Here is a 20419-nt window from a genome sequence, read left to right as displayed (position 1 = left end):
CCCGCGGCAATTCGCCTTCCGCGGGAGCGTTTTTGTTTGGAGATCGCTCGTCGAATGACGATCGGCTGCGCCTCGAGCCGCTTGCGCGGCGTATCAGATCGCTTCCGCCATGCGGCGCCGGCGACATGGTGGCGCGCCTGATGCAGTCGGCGATCGACATGACGCCGGCAAGACTGCCGGCGGCCGGGATGAAGAAGCACCGGTCCACCTCGTGGATCACCCTCGCTGCGGCCCTGATCGCGCTCATCGCGCTGCTGCCGCTCGCCTTCATCGTCTGGGTCGCGATCCAGACCGGCTGGGACACGGTGGTGGCGCTGATCTTCCGCCCGCGCGTCGGCGAATTGCTGGTCAACACCGTGCTCCTCGTCGTCGTCACGGTGCCGATCGCCATCGTGCTCTCGGTGGCGCTGGCCTGGCTGACGGAGCGCAGCGACCTGCCGGGCAACCGCTGGTGGTCCTGGCTTTCGGTCGCGCCGCTCGCCATCCCCGCTTTCGTGCACTCCTATGCCTGGATCAGCCTCGTTCCGGGCCTGCATGGGCTTTGGGCCGGCGTGCTGGTTTCCGTCATCGCCTATTTCCCGTTCCTCTATCTGCCGATCGTCGCCGCGCTGCGCCGGCTCGATCCGGCGCTGGAAGACGCGGCCGCAGCGCTTGGCCTCGGCCCGTGGTGGGTTTTCGCGCGCGTCGTGCTGCCGCAGCTGAGGCTCGCCATCTGCGGAGGCTCGCTGCTGGTCGGCCTGCATCTCCTGGCCGAATACGGCCTCTATGTCTTCATCCGTTTCGACACGTTCACCACCGCGATCGTCGACCAGTTCCAGTCGACCTTCAACGGTCCGGCTGCTAACATGCTGGCCGCCGTGCTGGTGGTCTGCTGCCTCTTCCTGCTTGCTCTCGAAGTGATGATACGCGGCGAGGAACGCTATGCCCGCGTCGGCTCCGGCGCCGCGCGCAAGCAGCAGCGTGCTCGCCTCGGCCGCGCCACCTTGCCCTGCCTGCTTTTGCCGGCGGGCGTCGCGCTGCTGTCGCTCGGCGTGCCCTTCGGCACGGTCAGCCGCTGGCTGGTTGCCGGCGGCACGGAAGTCTGGCGTTGGGACGAGATCGGCCTGGCGCTCGGTCAGACCCTGTTCCTCGCCATTGCCGGCGCGGTGCTTGCAACGCTCGCCGCCATGCCGATGGCCTGGATCTCGATCCGCGCGCCGGGGCCGCTGCAGCGCCTGCTTGAGAGCTGCAATTATATCGTCGGCGCGTTGCCGGGCGTGGTCACCGCGCTGGCCCTGGTGACGATCACCGTGCGCGTCGCGCTGCCGCTCTACCAGACGCTGTGCACCATCCTGTTCGGCTACGCGCTGATGTTCCTGCCGCGCGCGCTGGTCAGCCTGCGCGCCTCGATCGCGCAGGCGCCGGTGGAGCTGGAGCGCGCCGCTTCCAGCCTCGGCCGGTCGCCGGTCAAGGCGCTGTGGTCGACGACCGTCCGCCTGTCGGCGCCGGGGGCCGCGGCCGGCATGGCCATGGTGGCGCTCGGCATCACCAACGAGCTCACCGCCACCCAGATGCTGGCGCCCAACGGCACCCGCACGCTGGCGATGGCCTTCTGGTCCTATAGCGGCGAGATCGACTACGCTTCCGCCGCCCCTTACGCGCTGATCATGGTGGCGATGTCGTTGCCGATGACCTGGTGGCTCTACATCCAGTCGAAGCGGATGGCCGGACGATGAGCTTTCTCGAACTCAGCGATGTCGCGAAAAGCTACGGCCCAGTGACGGCGCTCGCCGGCGTGGACCTCAAGGTCGAAAGCGGCAGCCGCACCGCGATCGTTGGACCGTCCGGCTGCGGCAAGACCACCTTGCTCAGGCTGATCGCCGGCTTCGAGGCCCCGGACCGCGGCCGCATCGCGCTCGACGGCAAGGTACTGGCCAATGGCGGCGCCGCCGTGCCGGCGCATCGCCGCGGCATCGGCGTGGTCGCCCAGGATGGCGCCCTTTTCCCGCATCTCAGCATCGCCGACAATATCGGTTTCGGCATGGCGCGTGGCGAAGACAGGCGCAACGAGCGCATTGTCGAGCTCGCCTACATCGTCGGGCTGGACAAGGCGGTCCTGAAGCGCCGGCCGCACGAGTTGTCCGGCGGCCAGCAGCAGCGCGTCGCGCTGGCCCGCGCCATGGCGATGAAGCCGAGGCTGATGCTGCTCGACGAGCCCTTCTCGGCCCTCGACACCGGGCTTCGCGCCTCGATGCGCAAGGCGGTGGCCGAGCTTCTGGAAGAGGCGGGCATCACCACCATCCTGGTTACGCACGACCAGGCCGAGGCGCTGTCCTTCGCCAGCCAGGTGGCCGTGATGCGCGACGGCCTGTTCTCGCAGGTCGGCACCCCGCGCGAGCTCTATTTTAAGCCCCGGGACAGGATGGTCGCCGAGTTCCTCGGCGATGCCATCATCGTGCCGGCCAGAATCGCCGACGGCTTCGCCGTGTCGCGGCTCGGCCGCATCGCGGTCGACACGAACGAACGGCGCGATGTCGCGCGCATCATGCTGCGGCCCGAGCAGGTCCTGCTCAAGCTCACCTCGCGCGAAGGCATGTCAGGCACGCCGGACATGCTGTTCGGCGAGGTGACGGACTGCGAGTTCGCGGGCTCGGTCTGCACCGTCGCCGTGCGGCTGCTCAACAGCCCGGATCCGCCCGATGCCGCCGCCATCGGCAACACGCCGCTCATCCTGCGCAGGACAGGCATGGACGCGCCGGCTGTCGGCGAGATCGTGCGACTCACCGTCACCGGCAAGGCGCATGTGTTCGCTTAGCCTCTAACTTGAAAATAATGCAGTTTTGCATTATTTTGGAGACTCGGAGGCACATCATGACGACATTGACGGTTACCGCGAGGGGCCAGGTCACATTCCGGAAAGACGTGCTCAAGCACCTCGGCATCCAGCCCGGCGACAAGATCCGGCTTGATCTTCTGCCCGGTGGACGGGCGGAGCTGAAAGCCGACCAGGGCAAGGGCTCCTGGCAGGAGCTGAGCGGGATGCTCAAGGGCAAGACGAACGGCGCAAGGTTGTCGATCGAGGAGATCAATGATGCGATCGCCAATGCCGGCGCCTCGAGCGGGATGCGCGGAATCGAGCGCAAGTGAAGATCGGCCTCGACACCAACGTGCTGCTGCGCCTTGTCGTCGGGGACGACGAAGCGCAGCAACGGACAGCAGCCGCGACCCTGGAAGAGGCCGAGCTGGTCGCGATCAGCGTTCAAGCGCTCTGCGAGTTTGTCTGGGTGCTGGATAGAAGCTACCGGGTCGCGCGTCCCGATATATCCGCCGCGATCCGCCGCATCCTCGACATGCGCAACGTCGTCGCCAACCGGCCAACAATCGAAGCGGGCCTGGCAGTGCTCGACGCCGGTGGAGATTTCGCGGATGGCGTGATCGCGTTCGACGGTCAGTGGCTTGGTGGCGAAACCTTCGTGTCCTTCGACAGGAAAGCGGCAAAGCTGGTCGAAGGACAGGGAATGCCCACACTGTTGCTCGAATGATCTATCGGACCCGCTCTCCGGTCGCCGGCGACCACAGCGGCCATTGCTCCAGGAAATCGTGGCTGTGGATGACGACGCGCTGGCCCTCGACGAGGATGATCGAATAGGCGGGCGGCGCCTGCTCGACAACCTCGTCGCCGATGAGATCGAGCATGAAGCGGCCATGCAGGCCGCGCTGCGCCGAGAAGGGAATGCCGGCGACGGTGCCGGCGATGTCGCGGTGGACATGGCCGAAGAAGATGTAGCGGACATTACCGTGGCGGCTCAGCACATCGAGCAACCGGTGCGGCTCTTCGAGGCCGAGCGGGTCGAGCAGTGGTAGCCCGAGCTCGACCGGCGGGTGGTGCAGGAAGACATAGGCAGCCTTGCCTGCCGCCTCGCCAAGCCGCGCGTCGAGCCAGCCAAGCCGGCTGTCGCACAGCTCGCCGGTGACGCGGCCTTCCGCCAGGCTGTCGAGGAAAACCAGCCGCCCTTCCGGCGTGTCGAAGACCGACTGGACGAAGCCGTTGCCGTCGGTCCCGTTCTCGGGGAAGGCGGCGATGAGATTGGCGCGCCGGTCGTGGTTTCCAGGCAGCAGCCGATAAGGCACGGTGAGCCGGCTCAGGGCCGCCTTCAGGTCGGCATAGGCTTGCGTCTCGCCGGCATCCGTCAGGTCGCCGGTGAAGATGCAGAGCGCAGCGTCGCCGTGGCGGGCGTTGATGTTGTCGATGCAGCGATCGAGCCGCTCATGCAGATCGGCGCCGTAACGAAGTTCGCCCCGACGGCCGAAATGGACGTCGGTAACCTGGATGATTTTCATTCCTATGAACCCTCAATTGAATTTCGCGAAGCCGCCGATCGCTTACAGCGCCGGCGCCGGCTCCGACACGGAAGCCTTGAAAACGTCGAGCCTGCCGCCAGTCTCGGAGGAGAAGAAGTGCAGGTCCGCTTCGGCGAACTGCAGGCCGACCGTGCTGCCCGGCTCGGGGTGGACGGTCTCCGACGTCACGATGGAGAATGGCGCGCCGTCGAGATCGACATAGATGACGCGGCCCGCACCCAGTTCCTCGATGAGGTCGACGGTCGCCGTAAGCGCCCCCGGCGTGCTTGGCGCCACCATGCGCACCGCCTCCGGCCGGATGCCGACCGCGACTTTCGCGCCGACGGGCAGGCCCATGCGCGACACGTTGAGCTTGCGGCTGTCGCCGAGCAGCGACAGCCCGTCCAGCGTGACTGTGCCTTCGAGCATGTTCATCGCCGGCGCGCCGACAAAGGTCGCCACGAAGCGGCTGGCCGGCCGGCTGTAGACTTCCGCCGGCGTGCCGACCTGCTCGACGCGGCCGCCATTCATCACCACCAGCCGGTCGGCAAGCGTCATCGCCTCGACCTGGTCATGCGTGACGAAGACCGAGGTGGCGCTGAGGCGCCGGTGCAGCTTGCGGATCTCGGAGCGCATCTGCACGCGCAGCTTGGCGTCGAGGTTGGACAGCGGCTCGTCGAAGAGGAACACCTTGGGCTCGCGGATCATGGCGCGGCCCATGGCGACGCGCTGGCGCTGGCCGCCGGACAGTGCCATCGGCTTGCGGTCGAGCAGGTGCTCCAGTTCCAGGACGCGCGCCACCGCCTGGATGCGCTGGGCGCGTTCGGTGGCAGGAACGCCGGCCACCTTCAGCGAATAGCCGATATTCTGGGCCACGCTCATATGCGGGTAGAGCGCGTAGTTCTGGAACACCATGGCGCAGCCGCGCTCGCGCGGCTCGAGCCTGTTGACCACCGTGCCGTCGATCGCGATCGTGCCGTCGGAAATCTCCTCCAGCCCGGCGATCATCCTGAGCAGCGTGGACTTGCCGCAGCCCGACGGCCCGAGGATGACGACGAATTCGCCCGAGGCGAAGTCGAGGTCGACGCCGTGCACGACCTGCGTCTTGGCGTAGTTCTTCTTGACGCCGCGAATGGTGATGGAGGCCATTTTTGTCTCCTATTTCTCGGTGGCGATCAGGCCGCGCACGAACCAGCGCTGCATCAGCACCACGACGATCAGCGGCGGCAGCATGATGATCAGCGTGCCGGCCATGGCGATATGCCATTCCGGCGCGCCGCCGACATTGGGGATGAGCTGCTTCAGCTCGGTCACCGCCATCGCATGCGACTGGTCCGTGGTGATGAGCAACGGCCACAGATACTGGTTCCAGGCCCACAGGAACATGATGGTGCCGAGTGCTGCCATGTTGTTGCGTGACAGCGGCAGTAGGATATCGACGAAGAAGCGCAGCGCGCCGGCGCCGTCCATGCGCGCGGCCTCGGTCAATTCGTCCGGCACGGTCAGGAAGAACTGGCGGTAGAGGAACGTGCCGGTGGCGGTGGCAACCAATGGCAGGATCAGCCCGCTATAGGAATTGAGCAGCCCCAGGCTGAGCTGGACCTGAACCCCCGATATCTTCTGGATCAGCCAGGACAGCCCTGTCAGATCCATGATCGTCTGATAAGGCTCGAGCACGTTGGCGACCACCGCGTAGGTCGGCACGATGCGCACCTCGAGCGGCAGCATCAGCGTGATGAAGATCAGCCAGAAGATCAGCATGCGGCCGGGATAGCGGAAATAGACGATCGAGAAGGCAGTCAGCGCCGAGATGATCACTTTGCCGGCGGTAACGCCGAACGCCATGATGAAGGAGTTGAGCAGCTTCGGGCCGAGATCCGCCGTCGTCCACGCCGTCTTGATGTTGACCCAGAAGTCGCTGCCGGGCAGCAGCGACATCGGCACGTCGTTGACGTCCTTCAGATTGTGCGAGGCGGCAACCGCCACGATGACGAACGGCGCCACGCAGAATACGAAGCCGGCGAACAGGATGAGATGCGTGAGGAAGTTGAGGATCGGGGTGCGCTCGACCATGGCCCGCCTCAACGATAATGCACGCGCCGCTCGATGAAGCGGAACTGGACGATGGTGAGCGCGATGATGAGCAGCATCAGGATGATGCTCTGCGCGGCGGCGCCCGAATAATCGAGACCTTTGAAGCCGTCGGAATAGATCTTGTAGACCATCAGATTGGTGGCGTTGGCCGGTCCGCCTGCGGTCATGATGTCGACGATGCCGAAGGAATCCTGAAAACTCTCGGTGATGTTGATGACCAGCAGGAAGAAGATGGTCGGCGTGATCAGTGGAAACTGGATGTCCCAGAAGCGCCGGATGACGCCGGATCCGTCCATCGCCGCCGCCTCGATCAACGAACGCGGGATCGCCTGGAAGGCCGCGAGGAAGAAGATGAAATTATAGCCGACATATTTCCAGGAAAAGGCGATGATGACGGAGGCCATCGCATCGGCGCCGTCGAGGCCCGGATCCCAGAAGCCCGGCCAGAATTTGTTGACCACGGCCATGAAGCCGGCTTCCGGCGCCAGGATGAAACGAAACGCCAGCGCCAGGGCTGGCGCGGCGATGCCGTAGGGCCAGATCAGAACCACGCGGTAGAGCCATGAGCCGGCAAGCTTCCGGTCGGTCAGGGCGGCGAGCACCAGCGCGATGATCATCGCAAGGCCCGTGCTGATGCCGGCGAAGATCATGCTGGCGGTGATGGAGTTCCAGTAGTCGGCGTTGGCGAGGATCGAGCGGAAATTGTCGAGCCCGACCCAGATGTTGCCGCCGCCCCAGGGCTGCTGCAGCGTCAGCGACCAGTACACCGCCTGGCCGGCCGGCCAGTAGAAGAAGGTGAAGATCAGCAACAGCTGCGGCACCGCGAACAGGATGCCGATCGTCCATCTGCCGAAAGTGACGCGTTTTTCCATCGATCCGCCGATGCAGTGGAACCACCAGCCCGCCTTCAGGGCAAACCTAGATGTGAAATGGCCGCCCGTCGAATCCCGGCGGGCGGCCGCTCCAACATCCGGGATCAGGGCAGGGTCTTACCCGGATAGGTCTGTTGGAAGCGCTCGAGGATCGCGTCGCCATTCTTGACCAGGGTGTCGAGGCCTTCCTGGACGCTGACCTTGTTGGCGAAGATCGCCTGCATCTGCGTGCCGAACTCGGCGCGGATCTGAGTGAAGTTGCCGAGGCGCACGCCGCGGGTGATCTCCGTCGGCTCCGACGCGGTCAGGCTCTCGATCGCGACTTCACGGCCCTTATAGGGCGCCTTGTCGTAAAAGCCGTTGGACTTCATGAAATCGAAGCCCGACTTCGTCACCGGAATGTAGCCGGTGTTGGTCGACCAGAACAAAGCGGTCTTGGGGTCGTGGATGAAGTTGAGGAAAGCGGCCGCGCCCTTGTATTCGGCGTCCGACTTGCCGGACAGCACCCACAGCGAAGCGCCGCCGACCAGCGAGTTCTTGCGCTCGGTGCCGGCATAGACCGGCAGCTCGGCGACGTCCCAGTTCATGCCTTCCTTCTGGGTGCGGCCGACAGTGCCGTGGTCGCCGACCGAGGTCAGGATGACCTGGCAGGTGCCGGTGGCGAAGGCCTGCACCATATCCTGGCCGAGATCCTTCGACTTGATCTTGACCAGACCGGCGTCATACCACTTCTTCAAGTCGGTGACATACTGGACGAACTTGGTCTTGTTGACTTCCAGACGGGCGTCGAGACCGTCATAGCCGTTGTTCTTGGTGGCGACCGGCTGATTGTGCAGCGCCGAGAACTGCTCCATCAGCTGCCAGCTCTCGTTGGCCGAGATGTTGATCGCCATCGGGCACTCATAGCCGGCGTCCTTCAGCGCCTTGAGGTCGGCGCCGACATCTTCCCAGGTCTTCGGCGCCTCGGTCTTGCCGATCTTGGCGAAGGCGTCCTTGTTCCAATACATCAGCGCCGTCGACGAGTTGAACGGGAAGGACAGCATCTCGCCCTTCGACGTCGCGTAATAGCGGGCGATACCCGGGAAATAGTCGGCGTAGTCGATCTTGTAGCCGTTCTCTTCCATCAACTTGTCGGCGGGCTTGTAGGCGCCCGACAGCATCATGGTGGCGGTGCCGACATCATAGACCTGCACGACGGTGGGCTGCTTGCCGGCGCGGAAGGCGGCGATCGTGTTCTGCAGCGTGGCGTCGTAATTGCCCTGGCTGGTGCAGACGACTTCGTAGTCCTTCTGGGACTCGTTGAAGTTCTTGCACAGCGTATCGACGACGCGGGCGAGGTCGCCCGACAGACCGAACCAGAAATCGAATTTGACCGGCTCTGCAAAAGCAGGAACCGCGAGCGCGGTGCTGAGCGCGCCGGCGGCAAGGGCAGCGAAGCCCCGCTTGATGATCGTCATGGTTTTCCCTCTTGAGTGGTAGTGTGACAAGGTTTTGCGCAAGTCCTTGCCCGCTCTCATAGAGAAGGTATGTGACAGTTCTGTTGTGGCCCCTGGACCGGCAAGCGGCCCCTGTGGACAGCCAGTCTCTCCTCCCCCTGGCAGCGGTCGCGCCGGCATGAAAACGTCACATCGGCGCTCTAGAGAGCTAGGGCGCCGCCAAGCGGCGAAAAGACCTCCGTGATTAACCGGCTAACTGGATGAGAAGAGAGATGCTGGTCCCGCAGCTCACGCACGTGCCCGTCGCCCTCCGCAACGCCATGCGGGACGGACCGCGCGACAGCGCCACCCATTTGCGCCACGCCGCCGCCGTTCCCGCCCTCGGCGAGATCGAGATCGGCGGCCGGGCGTCGCGGGAGAGCGCCGGCGAGAGCCTGACCGTCATGGCCTGGAACGTCGAGCGGCTGCGCCATGTCGATGCCATCGCCGCAACGATCGCCGGCCAGGCGCCGCACGTCGTGCTGCTGTCCGAGGTCGACAAGGGCATGGCACGCTCCGGCAACGGCCATCTGCTGAGCCGGCTTGCCGATCGTCTGGGCCATTCCTACGCCTATGGCGTCGAGTTCCTGGAACTCGGCACCGGCAATGAGGCGGAGCAGGCGGCAAATGGCGGCGCCGAAAACATTGAGGGCTTCCATGGCAACGCCATAACCAGCGCCGTCCCGCTGCTGCGGCCTTTCCTCGTTCGGCTGGACGCCGCCGGCGCCTGGTTCCTGCCGGAGCACGGCCAGCCGCGCATCGGCGGCCGCATGGCGCTCGGCGGCCAGGTGATGGTCGGCGATCGTCGCGTGACGGTCGTCTCGGTGCATCTCGAGAACCGCACCAATCCCGCCGGCCGCGCCGACCAGACGCGCCATCTGCTCGACGCCATCGACAGATATGACGCGGAAGCGCCGGTCCTGATCGGCGGCGATTTCAACACGCTGACCGCAACCTATGTAGAACGTCATGCAGATCCGGCCGCATGGCAGGCCCGCATTGCCGCCGAACCGGACCGGCTGATGTGCCCTGACCGCCATGAGCCCCTTTTCGCCGTCATGGCCGGCCGCGGCTACGACTGGCGCGACGCCAACGCGTTCGATAGGCCTACCCAACGGCGAGCGGCCGGCGACGCCACACCTGCCGGCCACATCGACTGGTTCTTCACTCGTGGCCTAGCCGCAGGCGAGGCGGCGACGCTGCCGGCGGTGTTGCCGGACGGCAGCCCGAGCGCCGACCACGAGGCGCTGGTGGTCACGGTGCGGGTGAGGTGACGGCGTTTCGGACCGACAAGAATCTGGCGGTCACGGCGCGATCGCCGCTTCCACCAGCCGCTTGGCGTCCGGGCTCGACCATTCGGCCGGGCCGTTCATATGCGCGATCAGGCAACCATCCGCGTCGATCAGCATGGTCACGGGAAGTCCGAGCGCCAGGCCGCGTGTCTTCGCCTCGTTGAACAGCGCGATCGTCGGATCGCGGTAGAAGCCGAGCGTCTCGACGCCGATCTCCTTGATGAACTTCTTCGGCTTCGTGTCGTCACCGGTGTCGACATTGACCGCGATCACCTCGAAGGCACTGCTGCCCTTTTCCTTCTGCAGCGCGTCGAGCGCCGGCATCTCGGCGCGGCACGGCGCGCACCATGTCGCCCAGAGGTTGAGCAGCACCGTCTTGCCAGCATGGTCGGCGATGGTCATCGGCTTGCCGTCGGGGCCGTTGAAGGCAAGGCTCTTCAGCGACTGCGGCGGATCGGCCGGCTGCAGCGCCGCGACCTGGCCAACAGCTTTCGCCGCGATGGTCTTGGCGCGCGCGGCCTTGGCCGCGCAGGCGACATCGTCCTTGCCGGCGGCCGCGGCGACCTTCTCGGGAGCATTGTTGCCAGAACCGCTCTCGCTGACATATACCGCGACCGCGCCGGCCAGCACGCCCGCCAGCAAGGCGGCGAGGATGAGGCGTGTAGCCGGAAAAAAGAATCTCTTGCCGTCTGCCATTTTCAAAACTGCTCCGGAGCACGGGTTATAGCGATGAGCGACAAGAAGGCCAGCAACCAGATGTGGGGCGGACGTTTTGCCTCGGGTCCGGCCGCGATCATGGAAGCGATCAACGCGTCGATCGGCTTCGACCGCAAGCTCTATGCGCAAGACATAGGCGGATCGATCGCCCATAGCGAGATGTTGGCTGAAACGGGCATTATTTCGGCGGCCGATCAAGAAAAAATCGCTCACGGGCTGAACACGATCCTGAAAGAGATCGAGGCCGGCACATTCGAATTCTCGACCAAGCTGGAAGACATCCACATGAATGTCGAGGCCCGCCTAGCCGACCTGATCGGCCCGGCGGCGGGACGCCTGCACACCGCCCGCTCACGCAACGACCAGGTGGCAGTCGACCTCCGGCTCTGGGTCAAGCAGGAATGCCAGCGCGTCGCCCTGGCGCTGAAGGACCTGATCGCCGCTTTCCTCGAACGCGCCGAGGAGCATGCGGCGACCGTCATGCCCGGCTTCACCCATATGCAGGCGGCGCAGCCGGTGACCTTCGGTCACCACTGCATGGCCTATGTCGAGATGTTCGGCCGCGACCTGTCGCGCGTCCGCGACGCCATCGAGCGCATGGATGAAAGCCCGCTTGGCGCGGCGGCCCTTGCCGGCACCAGCTTTTCCATCGATCGCCACATGACGGCGAAGGCGCTGGGTTTCCGCGAGCCGACACGCAATTCGCTGGACAGCGTCTCGGATCGCGATTTCGCGCTCGAGTTCCTCAGCCTCGCCGCGATCTGCGCGACGCACCTCTCCAGGCTCGCCGAGGAGATCATCATCTGGTCGACGCCGCAATTCGGCTTCATCCGCCTGTCGGATTCCTTCTCCACCGGCTCCTCGATCATGCCGCAGAAGAAGAACCCGGACGCCGCCGAGCTGGTGCGCGGCAAGACCGGTCGCGTCAACGGCCATCTCGTCGGCCTGCTGACGGTGATGAAGGGCATGCCGCTGACCTATGGCAAGGACATGCAGGAGGACAAGGAAGCAGTCTTCGACGCCGCCGAGACGCTCGACCTGATGCTGGCGGCGACCGCCGGCATGGTGCGCGACATGACCGTCAACGCCGCCGCCATGAAGAAGGCTGCCGGTGCCGGCCACGCCACCGCGACCGACCTTGCCGACTGGCTGGTGCGCAATCTCGGCCTGCCCTTCCGCGAAGCCCATCATGTCACCGGCCGCGCCGTGGCGCTCGCCGAGGAGAAGAAGGTCGGGCTGGAAAAGCTCTCGCTGGACGACCTGCGCTCGATCCATCCCGGCATCACCGACGGCATCTTCTCGGTGCTTGCCGTGCAGAATTCGGTGAAGAGCCGCACAAGCTTCGGCGGCACCGCGCCGTCGGAAGTGCGCAAGCAGGTGCGCTACTGGAAAAAGCGGCTCGCCAAGGCTTAATGCATATCGCCCAGAAGTGTGCGGCGGTTCTGGAAGAACGACCGTGCATCAAAACAATTGCCGGGATGCAAAGCGCTGAAAACTCGGCTAAAAGCGCAGCACGCAATCAGCTTCGAACGGATGGATCGATGACCCGTAGCAGGATTTTGGTGACGCTCGCGCTGCTGGCGGCAGTTGTCACCGTCACGGCCTGCGGCAGGAAGACGGGCCTCGACACGCCCTATGAGGCGGCGGCGCAGGCGCGCAAGGATGCGGAAAAAGCCAAGCAGCCGGTGCCGCCCGAGCCGGAGAAACCGGTCAAGGACAGGAAATTCATCCTCGATCCCCTGCTCTAGAGCCGACGGGATCGACCCGATCTCATCGAGCTTCAACTTTCCGGAACCGAACCCCGTGAACCATTTCGATTATCGCGACGGCGTGCTTCATGCCGAGGACGTCGCCATCCCCGACATCGCAGCCGAGGTCGGCACGCCCTTCTATTGCTATTCGACGGCGACGCTGACCCGGCATTTCCGCGTCTTCAGGGAGGCCTTCGCCGGCCTCGACGCGCTGGTCTGCTACGCCATGAAGGCGAACTCCAACCAGGCCGTGCTGAGGACGCTTGCCAAGCAGGGCGCCGGCGCCGACGTGGTCTCCGAAGGCGAATTGCGCCGCGCTTTGGCCGCCGGCATCCCGGCCAGCAAGATCCTGTTTTCCGGCGTCGGCAAGACGGCGCGGGAAATGGACTTCGCGCTTTCCGCCGGCATCCTCTGCTTCAATGTCGAATCCGAGCCGGAGCTGGAATTGCTGTCGGCGCGCGCCGTGGCGCTCGGCAAGGTGGCGCCCATCTCGCTGCGCATCAATCCGGACGTCGATGCCAGGACGCACAAGAAGATCTCGACCGGCAAGGCCGAGAACAAGTTCGGCATCCCGTGGCAGCGCGCGCGGCAGGTCTATGCCCGCGCGGCTGAATTGCCGGGGATCAAGGTGACCGGCATCGACACCCATATCGGCAGCCAGATCACCGAGTTGCAGCCCTTCGACGATGCCTTCGCGCTGCTCGTCGAGCTGGTCGGCGCGCTGCGCGCCGACGGACACGCGATCGAGCACGTCGATCTCGGCGGCGGCCTCGGCATTCCCTACCGTGTCGACAACAGCCCGCCGCCGCTGCCCGACGCCTATGCCGAAATCGTCAGGAAGCACGTCACCAGGCTTGGCCTGAAGGTGATGTTCGAGCCCGGCCGCCTGATCGTCGGCAATGCCGGCATCCTGGTGTCCGAGGTCATCTATGTGAAGGAAGGCGACGCCAAGAACTTCCTCGTCGTCGACGCCGCCATGAACGACCTGATCCGGCCGACGCTCTATGACGCCTTCCACGACATCAGGCCGGTGGTGCAGCCGCCCGCCTCGACGCCGCGCATGAAGGTCGATGTCGTCGGCCCGGTCTGCGAGACGGGCGATTTCATCGGCCTCGACCGCGACCTGCCGAGGCTGAAGGCGGGCGACCTGATCGCCGTTTCAACCGCCGGCGCCTATGGCGCGGTGCAGGCCGGCACCTACAACACCAGGCTTCTGGTGCCGGAGGTACTGGTCGACGGCGACCGTTTTCACGTCGTGCGGCCGCGCCAGACCTATGAGGACCTGATCGGACTGGATTCGGTCCCCGACTGGCTGAAGTAGCGCGCCTTAAGGAGCGCTAGATCTTCTCTTGGATCAGCGCCTTGGCTTCGGCGATCCGGCCCTCGTCGCGGCGATAGAAGATCCATTGCTTGGTGCGCTTGGTGCTGAGCAGACCGGCCTGGGTCAGCACACGCATGTGCTCGCTGAGCGTCGCCTGGGTGATGCCGAGCTTCTCGGCGATCAGCAGCGCGCAGACACCGTCCTCGACCAGGTCGCCATCGGCCTGGCGCGGAAAATGCGCGCGCGGATCCTTGAGCCAGTCGAGGATCTGCAGTCTGCGCTCATTGGCAAATGCCTTGAAGATGTCGACCTCTTGCATTTAGCCATTTTGCTAAGTTACTAATTGAAGTCAATCCCGAGGAGCAGGTCATGTTGAACACCAGAACGATCACGCGCGAACGCATCGCCGCTGTCGAGCCGCGCATCCGCCCCTATGTGCGCCACACGCCGGTCATGCGCGTCGACATGGCGGATTTCGGCCGACCCGCCTTCCCGGTCGATCTCAAGCTCGAATGCCTCCAGCATTCCGGCTCGTTCAAAGCGCGCGGCGCCTTCACCAATCTGCTCGAGCGCCAGGTGCCCGAAGCCGGCGTGGTCGCCGCCTCCGGCGGCAATCATGGCGCCGCGGTCGCTTATGCCGCCATGAAGCTCGGCCACAAGGCCAGCATCTTCGTGCCCGAGGTCAGCCCGCCGGCGAAGCTTGCGCGCATTCGCGGCTACGGCGCCGAGCTGGTGGTTGGCGGCGCGCGCTATGCCGAGGCGCTGGCCGCCAGCGAGGATTTTGCCGCCCGGACCGGAGCCCTGCAGGTACACGCCTTCAACCAGGAGGAAACGCTGCTCGGCCAGGGCACGCTCGGCCTGGAGATCGAGGCCGATCTGCCTGAAATCGACACGCTGCTCGTCGCCGTCGGCGGCGGCGGCCTGATCGGCGGCATTGCGGCCTGGTTCTCGGGACGCATCCGCATCATCGCCATCGAGCCCGAGGGGGCGCCGACGCTTTACCGCGCCCTGGAGGCCGGCCAGCCGGTCGACGCGCCCGCAGAAGGCATTGCCGCCGATTCGCTGGCGCCGAAGCGCGTCGGCGAAATGATGTTTCCGATCGCCGAGGCCTTCGTCGAGCGCTCGATCCTGGTCAGCGACGACGACATCGTCGAGGCGCAGAAGGCGCTGTGGGACCGCGTGCGAATCATCGCCGAGCCGGGCGGCGCGGCCGCCTTCGCCGCCATGCTTTCCGGGCGCTATGTGCCGGCGGAGACCGAGCGCGTGGCCGTCCTGGTCTGCGGTTCCAACACGAATCCCGCCAATTTCTGATCATAACCCGGCCAAACCGCTTCACGTTTTTGGAACCCGCCTCGCCTTTGCCGTGTTTGTTGGTATCCTTCTGCTGATGACGTCCGGGCTATTGTGCCCGGGCAGGAAGGGCCGATGACCGAACGACCCATTTCCAGCGGCGAACGCGGCCTGGCCAGCGGTGAACGCGGTCTGGCCGGGCGCTTGGCGCTCAGCCGGTTGGCGACGCGGGCCTCGATACTCTTCGAGCGCGCCTGGCCGCTCGTGCTGCCGCTGCTGGTCGTCGCCAGCCTGTTTCTCAGCTTTTCATGGTTCGGCCTGTTCCCGCGTCTGCCGGACGTGGTGCGCATCGGCCTTCTGATCCTGTTCGCGCTGGCGGCGGTCGCGGCGCTCTATCCGCTCCGCTTCTTCCGCATGCCGTCGGCCGCCGAGATCGACCGTCGCATCGAAGCGGCGAACGAGCTGCTGCACAGCCCGGTGCAGGCGCAGACCGATCGGCCGAGCGGGGCCGAGAGCATCTTCTCGCAGGCGCTGTGGCGCGAGCACCAGAAGCGCATGGCCGAGCGGCTTTCGAGCCTCGGCGCCGACCGGCCGCGCACCGGCGTGCCGGACTATGACCGCTGGGGCCTGCGCGCCGTGGCGGGGCTGCTGTTCGTCACCGCTTTGGCCTTCTCCCTCGGACCCTTTGGCGGCAGGGTCAGCGACGCCTTTGTCGCCCGTGCTTCGCACGATACCGTGCCGCCGCGCATCGACGCCTGGGTGACGCCGCCCGCCTATACCGGCAAGGCGCCGCTGTTCCTGACGGCCGATGCCAACCAGGCCGTCCAGACTTTCTCCGTTCCGCAAGGCAGCGACGTCTCGCTGCGCGTCACCGGCGGCTCGGGCGAGGAAACGCTGAGCTATGCCGATCAAGGCGGCAATGACCGCGCCATCGAGCCCACGGCGCCGGTAGCACCCAAGGGGACCGCGCCCGCCGCCGCCAGCCAGACGGCGCCGAAGGTGCGCCAGTTCTCCGGCAAGCTGAACACCAACGGCACGCTGACGCTGAAATCCGGTGACGGCGATCTCGGCCACTGGGCCTTTGCCGTCATTCCCGACAAGCCGCCGACGATCCGCTTCGTCGGCGAGCCGAAGCGTGCCGTCAACGGCGCCCTCGAGCTGAACTACGAGATCTCCGACGACTATGGCGCAGCCTCCGCCAAGGCCGTTTTCGAGCCGTCGGACCCGCCGGCCGCCAACGCGCATCCGCTCTACGGTCCGCCCGACATGCCGTTGACCCTGCCGCGCCGTGGCGGCAAGGCGAGCGCGGCCAAGACGACCAAGGACCTGACCGAACATGTCTGGGCAGGCACCAACATCAAGCTGACGCTGAGTGTCACCGACGATGCCGGCCACACCGCGACCAGCGAAACCAAGACGCTTGCGATGCCCGAGCGGCCCTTCGCCAATCCGCTGGCTAAAGCGGTGATCGAGCAGCGCCGCCTGCTGGCGCTCGACACCAATGCCAAGCCGCGCGTCCTCGACCTGATGGATGCGATCACGCTGCGGCCCGAGGACACGTTCGACAACATGTCGAACTATCTCGCCATCATGAGCGCGAGGAGCCGTCTGAAGCTCTCCGAGAGCGACGACCAGCTGCGCAACGTCGTGTCCTATCTGTGGGAGATCGCGCTCGGCATCGAGGAAGGCAATCTGTCGGCCGCCGAGCGCCGGCTACGACAGGCGCAACAGGCGTTGCAGGACGCCATCAAGAACGGCGCCAGCGATCAGGAGATCGAAAAGGCGATGAAGGAACTGCGCGAGGCGATGAACCAGTTCCTGCAGGAATTCGCCCAGCGCGCGCAGCAGAACCCGAACGCGCCGCAGATGCAGCAGAACGGCCGCGAGCTGCGCCAGAGCGATATCGACCGCATGATGAACCAGATCGAGAATCTGGCCAAATCGGGCGATCGCGACAAGGCGCAGCAGCTTCTCTCCGAGCTGCAGGACATGATGAACAACCTGCAGGCCGGCCGCCAGCAGCCGGGCGGCGAGCAGGATAGCGAGCTGCGCCAGCAGATGGACAAGCTCGGCGATATCATGCGCCGCCAGCAGGAAATGATGAACGACACCTTCCGGCTGGACCAGATGCAGCGCGGCTCACGCGACAATGGCGAACAACAATTCGGCGAGGACGGCGAACAGCAGCAGCAGGGCCAGGACGACCAGCGGCCGGGCCCCGGTCAGGACCGCGATCCGCTGGCGCGGCCGAAAATGTCGCCGAAGGACCTCAGCGATGCATTGAAGCAGCTGCAGGAAGGCCAAGGCCAGCTGCAGAGCGAGCTCAACCAGCTGAAGAAGGGCCTCGAAGGCATGGGTATGCAGCCCAATGAGGGCTTCGGCGAGGCCGGCAAGTCGATGGGCAACGCCGAGCAATCGCTCGGCCAGGGCGATGGCGACCAGGCCGTCGGCCATCAGGGCCGCGCGCTGGAAGCGCTGCGCCGAGGCGCCAAGGACATGATGAAGCAGATGCAGGCCATGCAGGGCGACCAGGGCGGCAGCGAGCAGGGCGGCCGCCAGCAGAATGCCGACCGCGATCCGCTGGGCCGACCGCGCGCCACCAACGGCCCCGATGACGGCACCTCGGTCAAAGTCCCCGATGAGATCGACGTGCAGCGCGCCCGCCAGATCCTCGACGCGATCCGCAAGCGGCTCGGCAATGCGCTCAGCCCCGACATCGAGCGCAGCTATCTCGAACGGCTGCTGGAGCTGAAATAATAGTCTTACAGGGTCGCTTTTGGCGTTCCGCCTTCGTCGGATGGCCGTTGACGCCGCTCAACCACCGACTGCCACACTCGCCTGCCTGGTCAGCATGAAGGCCTCGCGAATCGCGTTCTCCATGCCGTCGATCGCTTCGCCGGTCGCCTGCGGATTGCGGTGCAGCACGACATTGGAGGAATCGATGTCGCCGAAGCCGTCGGCAGCCGTCAGCTCGCGGCAATCTTCCGGGATGTTGCTGCGCGAGATCGGCGCGATGGCAAGGCCGGAAGTGACCGCGAGCGTGAGGCCGCCATTGGTGTCGCTGGTGTAGGCGACGCGGTAGTCGAGGCCGCGCTGCTGCAGCGACTTGATGGCGAAGTCGCGGCACCAGCCGTTGCGGCTGTAAAGCGCGATCGGCACCGGCCGCTCCTCATGCATGTGGTGCAGCTTCGACGTCACCCAGACCGTCGGGTCGTGCATCAGCACCTCGCCGCCGGAAGAGCCCTCCCATTCGAACACCACGGCGAGGTCGAGCTCGCCGGCCGCGAGCGCCCGCACCTGCGAATCCGAATGCGCGTAGCGCACCGTGACCTCGACGCGCGGATGCCGCTTGGCGAATTCGCCCAGCGCCCGCGACAGGATCGAGCGGCCATATTCGGCCGGGATGCCGATGCGCACCAGCCCGCCGAGCGGCGGCGCCACCAGCGAAGCCGCCGTCTCGTCGAGCAGCGAGACGATCCGGCGCGCATTGACGATGAGCTCGCCGCCACGGCGCGTCAGCGCCACGCCGCGCGAGCCGCGCTCGAACAGATCGTCGCCGACCATGTCCTCCAGCTTCTTCATCTGCATCGACACGGCCGATTGAGTGCGCCCGGCTTTCTCCGCCGCACGTGTGAAATTGCCGGTTTCGGCCACCGCCACGAAGGTTCGGAGGAGGTCGCTGTCGAGGACTGGTCTCATTGGGGGTCGCCATAAGAAAATTTGATTGCTGGCATCATTCCAATTCGTTTGCAACATGTCAAACGCCGCAGGATAGTCGCCACACCCATTGGATATGCGACCGCGAAATCGGCCGCGGACCAACGAAGAGTCCTCACTCGTGCCCGCTGCCTGAAAACGGTAGCGGGTTCTTTTTGCTGGTAGATTACGGCTCGCGGGGGGCCGAGACTGATGCGGAACCGGATGGTGCTTGGCATACTGAGCCTCTGCCTCGGCGTGCTGGTCTTTTCGTTGCAGGATCCGCTGGTGAAGGCGGTGTCGGGCGGCTATCCGGTGACCGAGGTGATGGCGATCCGCGCCGTCGTCGCGCTGCCGATCCTGATCGTCATCGTCCAGGCCGATGTCGGCCTGAAGGCGGTGCTGTCGAAGCGCTTCGGCATGCTGACGCTGCGCGCCTTCATCCAGTTCTCGTCCTACACGGTCTATTATCTGGCGATCGCCGCCTTGCCGCTGGCCGATGCGGTGGCGCTCTATTTCATGGCGCCGCTGTTCATCATGGCGATGGCCGGACCCTATCTCGGCGAGCGCGTGTCGTGGAAGACGCTGGCGACGGTGCTGATCGGCCTGGTCGGCGTGCTGGTGATGGTGCGCCCCGGCGCCGGCGTGTTCGACTGGGCGGCACTGCTGTCGCTGGGCTCGGCCTTCCTCTACGGCTTCTCGCAACTGATGGCGCGCCGCATCGGCGACACCGAATCATCGACGGTAATGGCCTTCTACCAAAACGGCGCCTATCTCAGCGGCGCCGTTGCGGTTGCGACCGTCTTCCACCTTGCCGGCATCACGCATGCGGCCCATCCGAGCGTCGAATTCCTGGTGCGGCCATGGGTGTGGCCGACGATGCCGGATTTCCTGAAGATGGCTGCCTGCGGCTTCGTCGCTTCCGCCGGCATGATCCTGTTGTCACAGGCCTACCGCATGGCGCCCGCCAACCGCGTCGCCACGTTCGAATACACCGGCATCCTGTGGTCGCCGCTGTGGGGGTTCCTGTTCTTCGCGGAGGTGCCGCGCGAAACGACAGTGCTCGGTGCGGCGCTGATCATCGGCGCCGGCCTGCTTGCGCTCAGCGGCGGGCGTCGGCGAAGTGCCGCGCCGGCCGCCCCTGTCACGACCAATGCGGTCTCAAACGAAGCAGCTTAATGCCTTGCCGACGCGGGTGCGGATTTCGGCAAGCGTGAACGGCTTCTGCACAACGTCGAGGATGATGCCGTTCAGTTCCTCGGCGCGCTCGCGCTGATCGGCATAGCCGGTCATCAGCATGATCCTCATCGCAGGGAACTCTCTGGCGGCGGCCGTCGCCATCTCGATGCCGTCCATTTCCGGCATGCGGATGTCGGACACCACCAGCTCGTAGCCGCCACAGGCTTTGCGGATCAGGTCCAGCCCCTGCGCGCCGTCGGTGGCGACGGTGACATCATGGCCGTCGCGCTCCAGCGCGCGGGCGGCGAGGGTGCGGACGGATTCATCGTCCTCGACGATCAGAAGCTTTGCCATGCCGAGATAGATGCCGCCGAAACGTTGATGTTTTCTGAAAATTCTAACGATCGGCAGT

20 protein-coding genes are annotated in these 20419 nt (G+C 65.5%); 11 read left to right on the top strand and 9 right to left on the bottom strand.

Features of this window, described 5'->3' with window-relative positions:
- The first annotated feature begins 188 nt into the window (after positions 1–188).
- The 4 genes from RFM41_RS21785 to RFM41_RS21770 are packed head-to-tail and all read left to right on the top strand — an operon-like array spanning position 189 to position 3521.
- Entirely contained in the window at positions 189–1715 is a 1527-nt protein-coding gene (locus tag RFM41_RS21785; RefSeq protein ID WP_320251047.1) for an ABC transporter permease, read from the top strand.
- Entirely contained in the window at positions 1712–2794 is a 1083-nt protein-coding gene (locus RFM41_RS21780) for an ABC transporter ATP-binding protein (RefSeq protein WP_320250935.1), read from the top strand. The genes RFM41_RS21785 and RFM41_RS21780 overlap by 4 nt, the downstream gene beginning before the upstream one ends.
- A 56-nt stretch (positions 2795–2850) precedes the next feature.
- Positions 2851–3126: an AbrB/MazE/SpoVT family DNA-binding domain-containing protein gene (locus RFM41_RS21775; protein ID WP_292515658.1), complete on the top strand. Its 276-nt coding sequence runs from the start codon at positions 2851–2853 to the stop codon at positions 3124–3126.
- The gene (locus RFM41_RS21770) at positions 3123–3521 is read left to right on the top strand and encodes a type II toxin-antitoxin system VapC family toxin (RefSeq protein ID WP_320250932.1); all 399 of its coding nucleotides are present in this window, start codon (positions 3123–3125) and stop codon (positions 3519–3521) included. The genes RFM41_RS21775 and RFM41_RS21770 overlap by 4 nt, the downstream gene beginning before the upstream one ends.
- A gap of 1 nt (position 3522) precedes the next feature.
- Here the strand turns inward: RFM41_RS21770 and RFM41_RS21765 are convergent, their stop codons facing one another.
- The 5 genes from RFM41_RS21765 to RFM41_RS21745 all read right to left on the bottom strand — a co-directional run bounded on the left by RFM41_RS21765 (position 3523) and on the right by RFM41_RS21745 (position 8743).
- Positions 3523–4320 (bottom strand): phosphodiesterase, encoded by a 798-nt coding sequence (locus RFM41_RS21765; RefSeq protein ID WP_320250931.1) that lies wholly within the window; start codon positions 4318–4320, stop codon positions 3523–3525.
- A gap of 42 nt (positions 4321–4362) precedes the next feature.
- Complete coding sequence (gene ugpC / locus RFM41_RS21760; RefSeq protein WP_320250930.1) at positions 4363–5469, bottom strand: sn-glycerol-3-phosphate ABC transporter ATP-binding protein UgpC; 1107 nt, start codon at positions 5467–5469, stop codon at positions 4363–4365.
- A 9-nt stretch (positions 5470–5478) separates the two neighbouring features.
- Positions 5479–6393 (bottom strand): ABC transporter permease subunit, encoded by a 915-nt coding sequence (locus RFM41_RS21755; protein WP_320250927.1) that lies wholly within the window; start codon positions 6391–6393, stop codon positions 5479–5481.
- 8 nt (positions 6394–6401) lie between these two features.
- Positions 6402–7286, bottom strand: coding sequence for a carbohydrate ABC transporter permease (locus RFM41_RS21750; RefSeq protein WP_320250925.1), 885 nt, complete (start codon positions 7284–7286; stop codon positions 6402–6404).
- A 104-nt stretch (positions 7287–7390) separates the two neighbouring features.
- Positions 7391–8743, bottom strand: coding sequence for an extracellular solute-binding protein (locus tag RFM41_RS21745; RefSeq protein WP_320250924.1), 1353 nt, complete (start codon positions 8741–8743; stop codon positions 7391–7393).
- A gap of 251 nt (positions 8744–8994) precedes the next feature.
- Between RFM41_RS21745 and RFM41_RS21740 the strand changes: the two genes are divergently transcribed.
- Positions 8995–10035 carry an endonuclease/exonuclease/phosphatase family protein gene (locus RFM41_RS21740; RefSeq protein WP_320250923.1) on the top strand — a complete coding sequence of 347 codons (1041 nt, stop codon included), beginning with the start codon at positions 8995–8997 and terminating at the stop codon, positions 10033–10035.
- A gap of 30 nt (positions 10036–10065) precedes the next feature.
- Here RFM41_RS21740 and tlpA read toward each other — a convergent pair whose 3' ends face one another.
- Positions 10066–10749, bottom strand: a complete 684-nt coding sequence (gene tlpA / locus RFM41_RS21735) for a thiol:disulfide interchange protein TlpA (RefSeq protein ID WP_320250921.1) — start codon at positions 10747–10749, stop codon at positions 10066–10068.
- Between the two features lie 33 nt (positions 10750–10782).
- On the opposite strand from tlpA, the gene argH reads away from it, so the two are divergent.
- From argH to lysA, 3 genes are all read left to right on the top strand, one after another.
- Positions 10783–12183, top strand: a complete 1401-nt coding sequence (argH, locus tag RFM41_RS21730) for an argininosuccinate lyase (RefSeq protein WP_320250920.1) — start codon at positions 10783–10785, stop codon at positions 12181–12183.
- A gap of 128 nt (positions 12184–12311) precedes the next feature.
- Entirely contained in the window at positions 12312–12518 is a 207-nt protein-coding gene (locus RFM41_RS21725) for a lipoprotein (RefSeq protein ID WP_320250918.1), read from the top strand.
- Positions 12519–12573: 55 nt separating this feature from the next.
- Positions 12574–13842: a diaminopimelate decarboxylase gene (gene lysA, locus RFM41_RS21720; RefSeq protein WP_320250916.1), complete on the top strand. Its 1269-nt coding sequence runs from the start codon at positions 12574–12576 to the stop codon at positions 13840–13842.
- 16 nt (positions 13843–13858) lie between these two features.
- On the opposite strand, the gene RFM41_RS21715 is transcribed toward lysA, so the two are convergent.
- Positions 13859–14161 carry an ArsR/SmtB family transcription factor gene (locus tag RFM41_RS21715; RefSeq protein ID WP_320250914.1) on the bottom strand — a complete coding sequence of 101 codons (303 nt, stop codon included), beginning with the start codon at positions 14159–14161 and terminating at the stop codon, positions 13859–13861.
- Positions 14162–14211: 50 nt separating this feature from the next.
- Between RFM41_RS21715 and RFM41_RS21710 the strand changes: the two genes are divergently transcribed.
- Together RFM41_RS21710 and RFM41_RS21705 are read left to right on the top strand one after the other, a co-directional pair.
- Positions 14212–15153, top strand: a complete 942-nt coding sequence (locus tag RFM41_RS21710; protein ID WP_320250912.1) for a threonine/serine dehydratase — start codon at positions 14212–14214, stop codon at positions 15151–15153.
- Positions 15154–15267: 114 nt separating this feature from the next.
- Positions 15268–17889, top strand: a complete 2622-nt coding sequence (locus RFM41_RS21705) for a TIGR02302 family protein (protein ID WP_320250910.1) — start codon at positions 15268–15270, stop codon at positions 17887–17889.
- A 57-nt stretch (positions 17890–17946) separates the two neighbouring features.
- On the opposite strand, the gene RFM41_RS21700 is transcribed toward RFM41_RS21705, so the two are convergent.
- Positions 17947–18831, bottom strand: coding sequence for a LysR family transcriptional regulator (locus RFM41_RS21700; RefSeq protein ID WP_320250908.1), 885 nt, complete (start codon positions 18829–18831; stop codon positions 17947–17949).
- Positions 18832–19041: 210 nt separating this feature from the next.
- Here RFM41_RS21700 and RFM41_RS21695 point away from each other — a divergent pair, with 210 nt between their 5' ends.
- A complete protein-coding gene (locus RFM41_RS21695) occupies positions 19042–20007 on the top strand; it encodes a DMT family transporter (RefSeq protein ID WP_320250906.1) in 966 nt (321 codons plus the stop codon).
- Here RFM41_RS21695 and RFM41_RS21690 read toward each other — a convergent pair.
- On the bottom strand, positions 19990–20361 hold the full coding sequence (locus RFM41_RS21690) for a response regulator (protein WP_320250905.1): 372 nt from the start codon (positions 20359–20361) through the stop codon (positions 19990–19992). The two genes, RFM41_RS21695 and RFM41_RS21690, sit on opposite strands and share 18 nt — an antisense overlap.
- Positions 20362–20419 lie beyond the last annotated feature (58 nt).

The organism is Mesorhizobium vachelliae (genome assembly GCF_033977325.1).
GTDB lineage: Bacteria > Pseudomonadota > Alphaproteobacteria > Rhizobiales > Rhizobiaceae > Mesorhizobium > Mesorhizobium vachelliae.
This window is presented reverse-complemented; position numbering and strand designations above follow the sequence as displayed.

What these genes read in the sequence shown, in the direction of transcription:
- RFM41_RS21700 (WP_320250908.1), bottom strand. Translation starts at nt 18,831, where the DNA reads ATGAGACCAGTCCTCGACAGCGACCTCCTCCGAACCTTCGTGGCGGTG.
- RFM41_RS21690 (WP_320250905.1), bottom strand. Translation starts at nt 20,361, where the DNA reads ATGGCAAAGCTTCTGATCGTCGAGGACGATGAATCCGTCCGCACCCTC.
- argH (WP_320250920.1), top strand. Translation starts at nt 10,783, where the DNA reads ATGAGCGACAAGAAGGCCAGCAACCAGATGTGGGGCGGACGTTTTGCC.
- RFM41_RS21785 (WP_320251047.1), top strand. Translation starts at nt 189, where the DNA reads ATGAAGAAGCACCGGTCCACCTCGTGGATCACCCTCGCTGCGGCCCTG.
- RFM41_RS21710 (WP_320250912.1), top strand. Translation starts at nt 14,212, where the DNA reads ATGTTGAACACCAGAACGATCACGCGCGAACGCATCGCCGCTGTCGAG.
- RFM41_RS21755 (WP_320250927.1), bottom strand. Translation starts at nt 6,393, where the DNA reads ATGGTCGAGCGCACCCCGATCCTCAACTTCCTCACGCATCTCATCCTG.
- RFM41_RS21740 (WP_320250923.1), top strand. Translation starts at nt 8,995, where the DNA reads ATGCTGGTCCCGCAGCTCACGCACGTGCCCGTCGCCCTCCGCAACGCC.
- RFM41_RS21705 (WP_320250910.1), top strand. Translation starts at nt 15,268, where the DNA reads ATGACCGAACGACCCATTTCCAGCGGCGAACGCGGCCTGGCCAGCGGT.
- RFM41_RS21745 (WP_320250924.1), bottom strand. Translation starts at nt 8,743, where the DNA reads ATGACGATCATCAAGCGGGGCTTCGCTGCCCTTGCCGCCGGCGCGCTC.
- RFM41_RS21725 (WP_320250918.1), top strand. Translation starts at nt 12,312, where the DNA reads ATGACCCGTAGCAGGATTTTGGTGACGCTCGCGCTGCTGGCGGCAGTT.
- ugpC (WP_320250930.1), bottom strand. Translation starts at nt 5,469, where the DNA reads ATGGCCTCCATCACCATTCGCGGCGTCAAGAAGAACTACGCCAAGACG.
- RFM41_RS21765 (WP_320250931.1), bottom strand. Translation starts at nt 4,320, where the DNA reads ATGAAAATCATCCAGGTTACCGACGTCCATTTCGGCCGTCGGGGCGAA.
- RFM41_RS21750 (WP_320250925.1), bottom strand. Translation starts at nt 7,286, where the DNA reads ATGGAAAAACGCGTCACTTTCGGCAGATGGACGATCGGCATCCTGTTC.
- tlpA (WP_320250921.1), bottom strand. Translation starts at nt 10,749, where the DNA reads ATGGCAGACGGCAAGAGATTCTTTTTTCCGGCTACACGCCTCATCCTC.
- RFM41_RS21695 (WP_320250906.1), top strand. Translation starts at nt 19,042, where the DNA reads ATGCGGAACCGGATGGTGCTTGGCATACTGAGCCTCTGCCTCGGCGTG.
- RFM41_RS21715 (WP_320250914.1), bottom strand. Translation starts at nt 14,161, where the DNA reads ATGCAAGAGGTCGACATCTTCAAGGCATTTGCCAATGAGCGCAGACTG.
- RFM41_RS21780 (WP_320250935.1), top strand. Translation starts at nt 1,712, where the DNA reads ATGAGCTTTCTCGAACTCAGCGATGTCGCGAAAAGCTACGGCCCAGTG.
- RFM41_RS21775 (WP_292515658.1), top strand. Translation starts at nt 2,851, where the DNA reads ATGACGACATTGACGGTTACCGCGAGGGGCCAGGTCACATTCCGGAAA.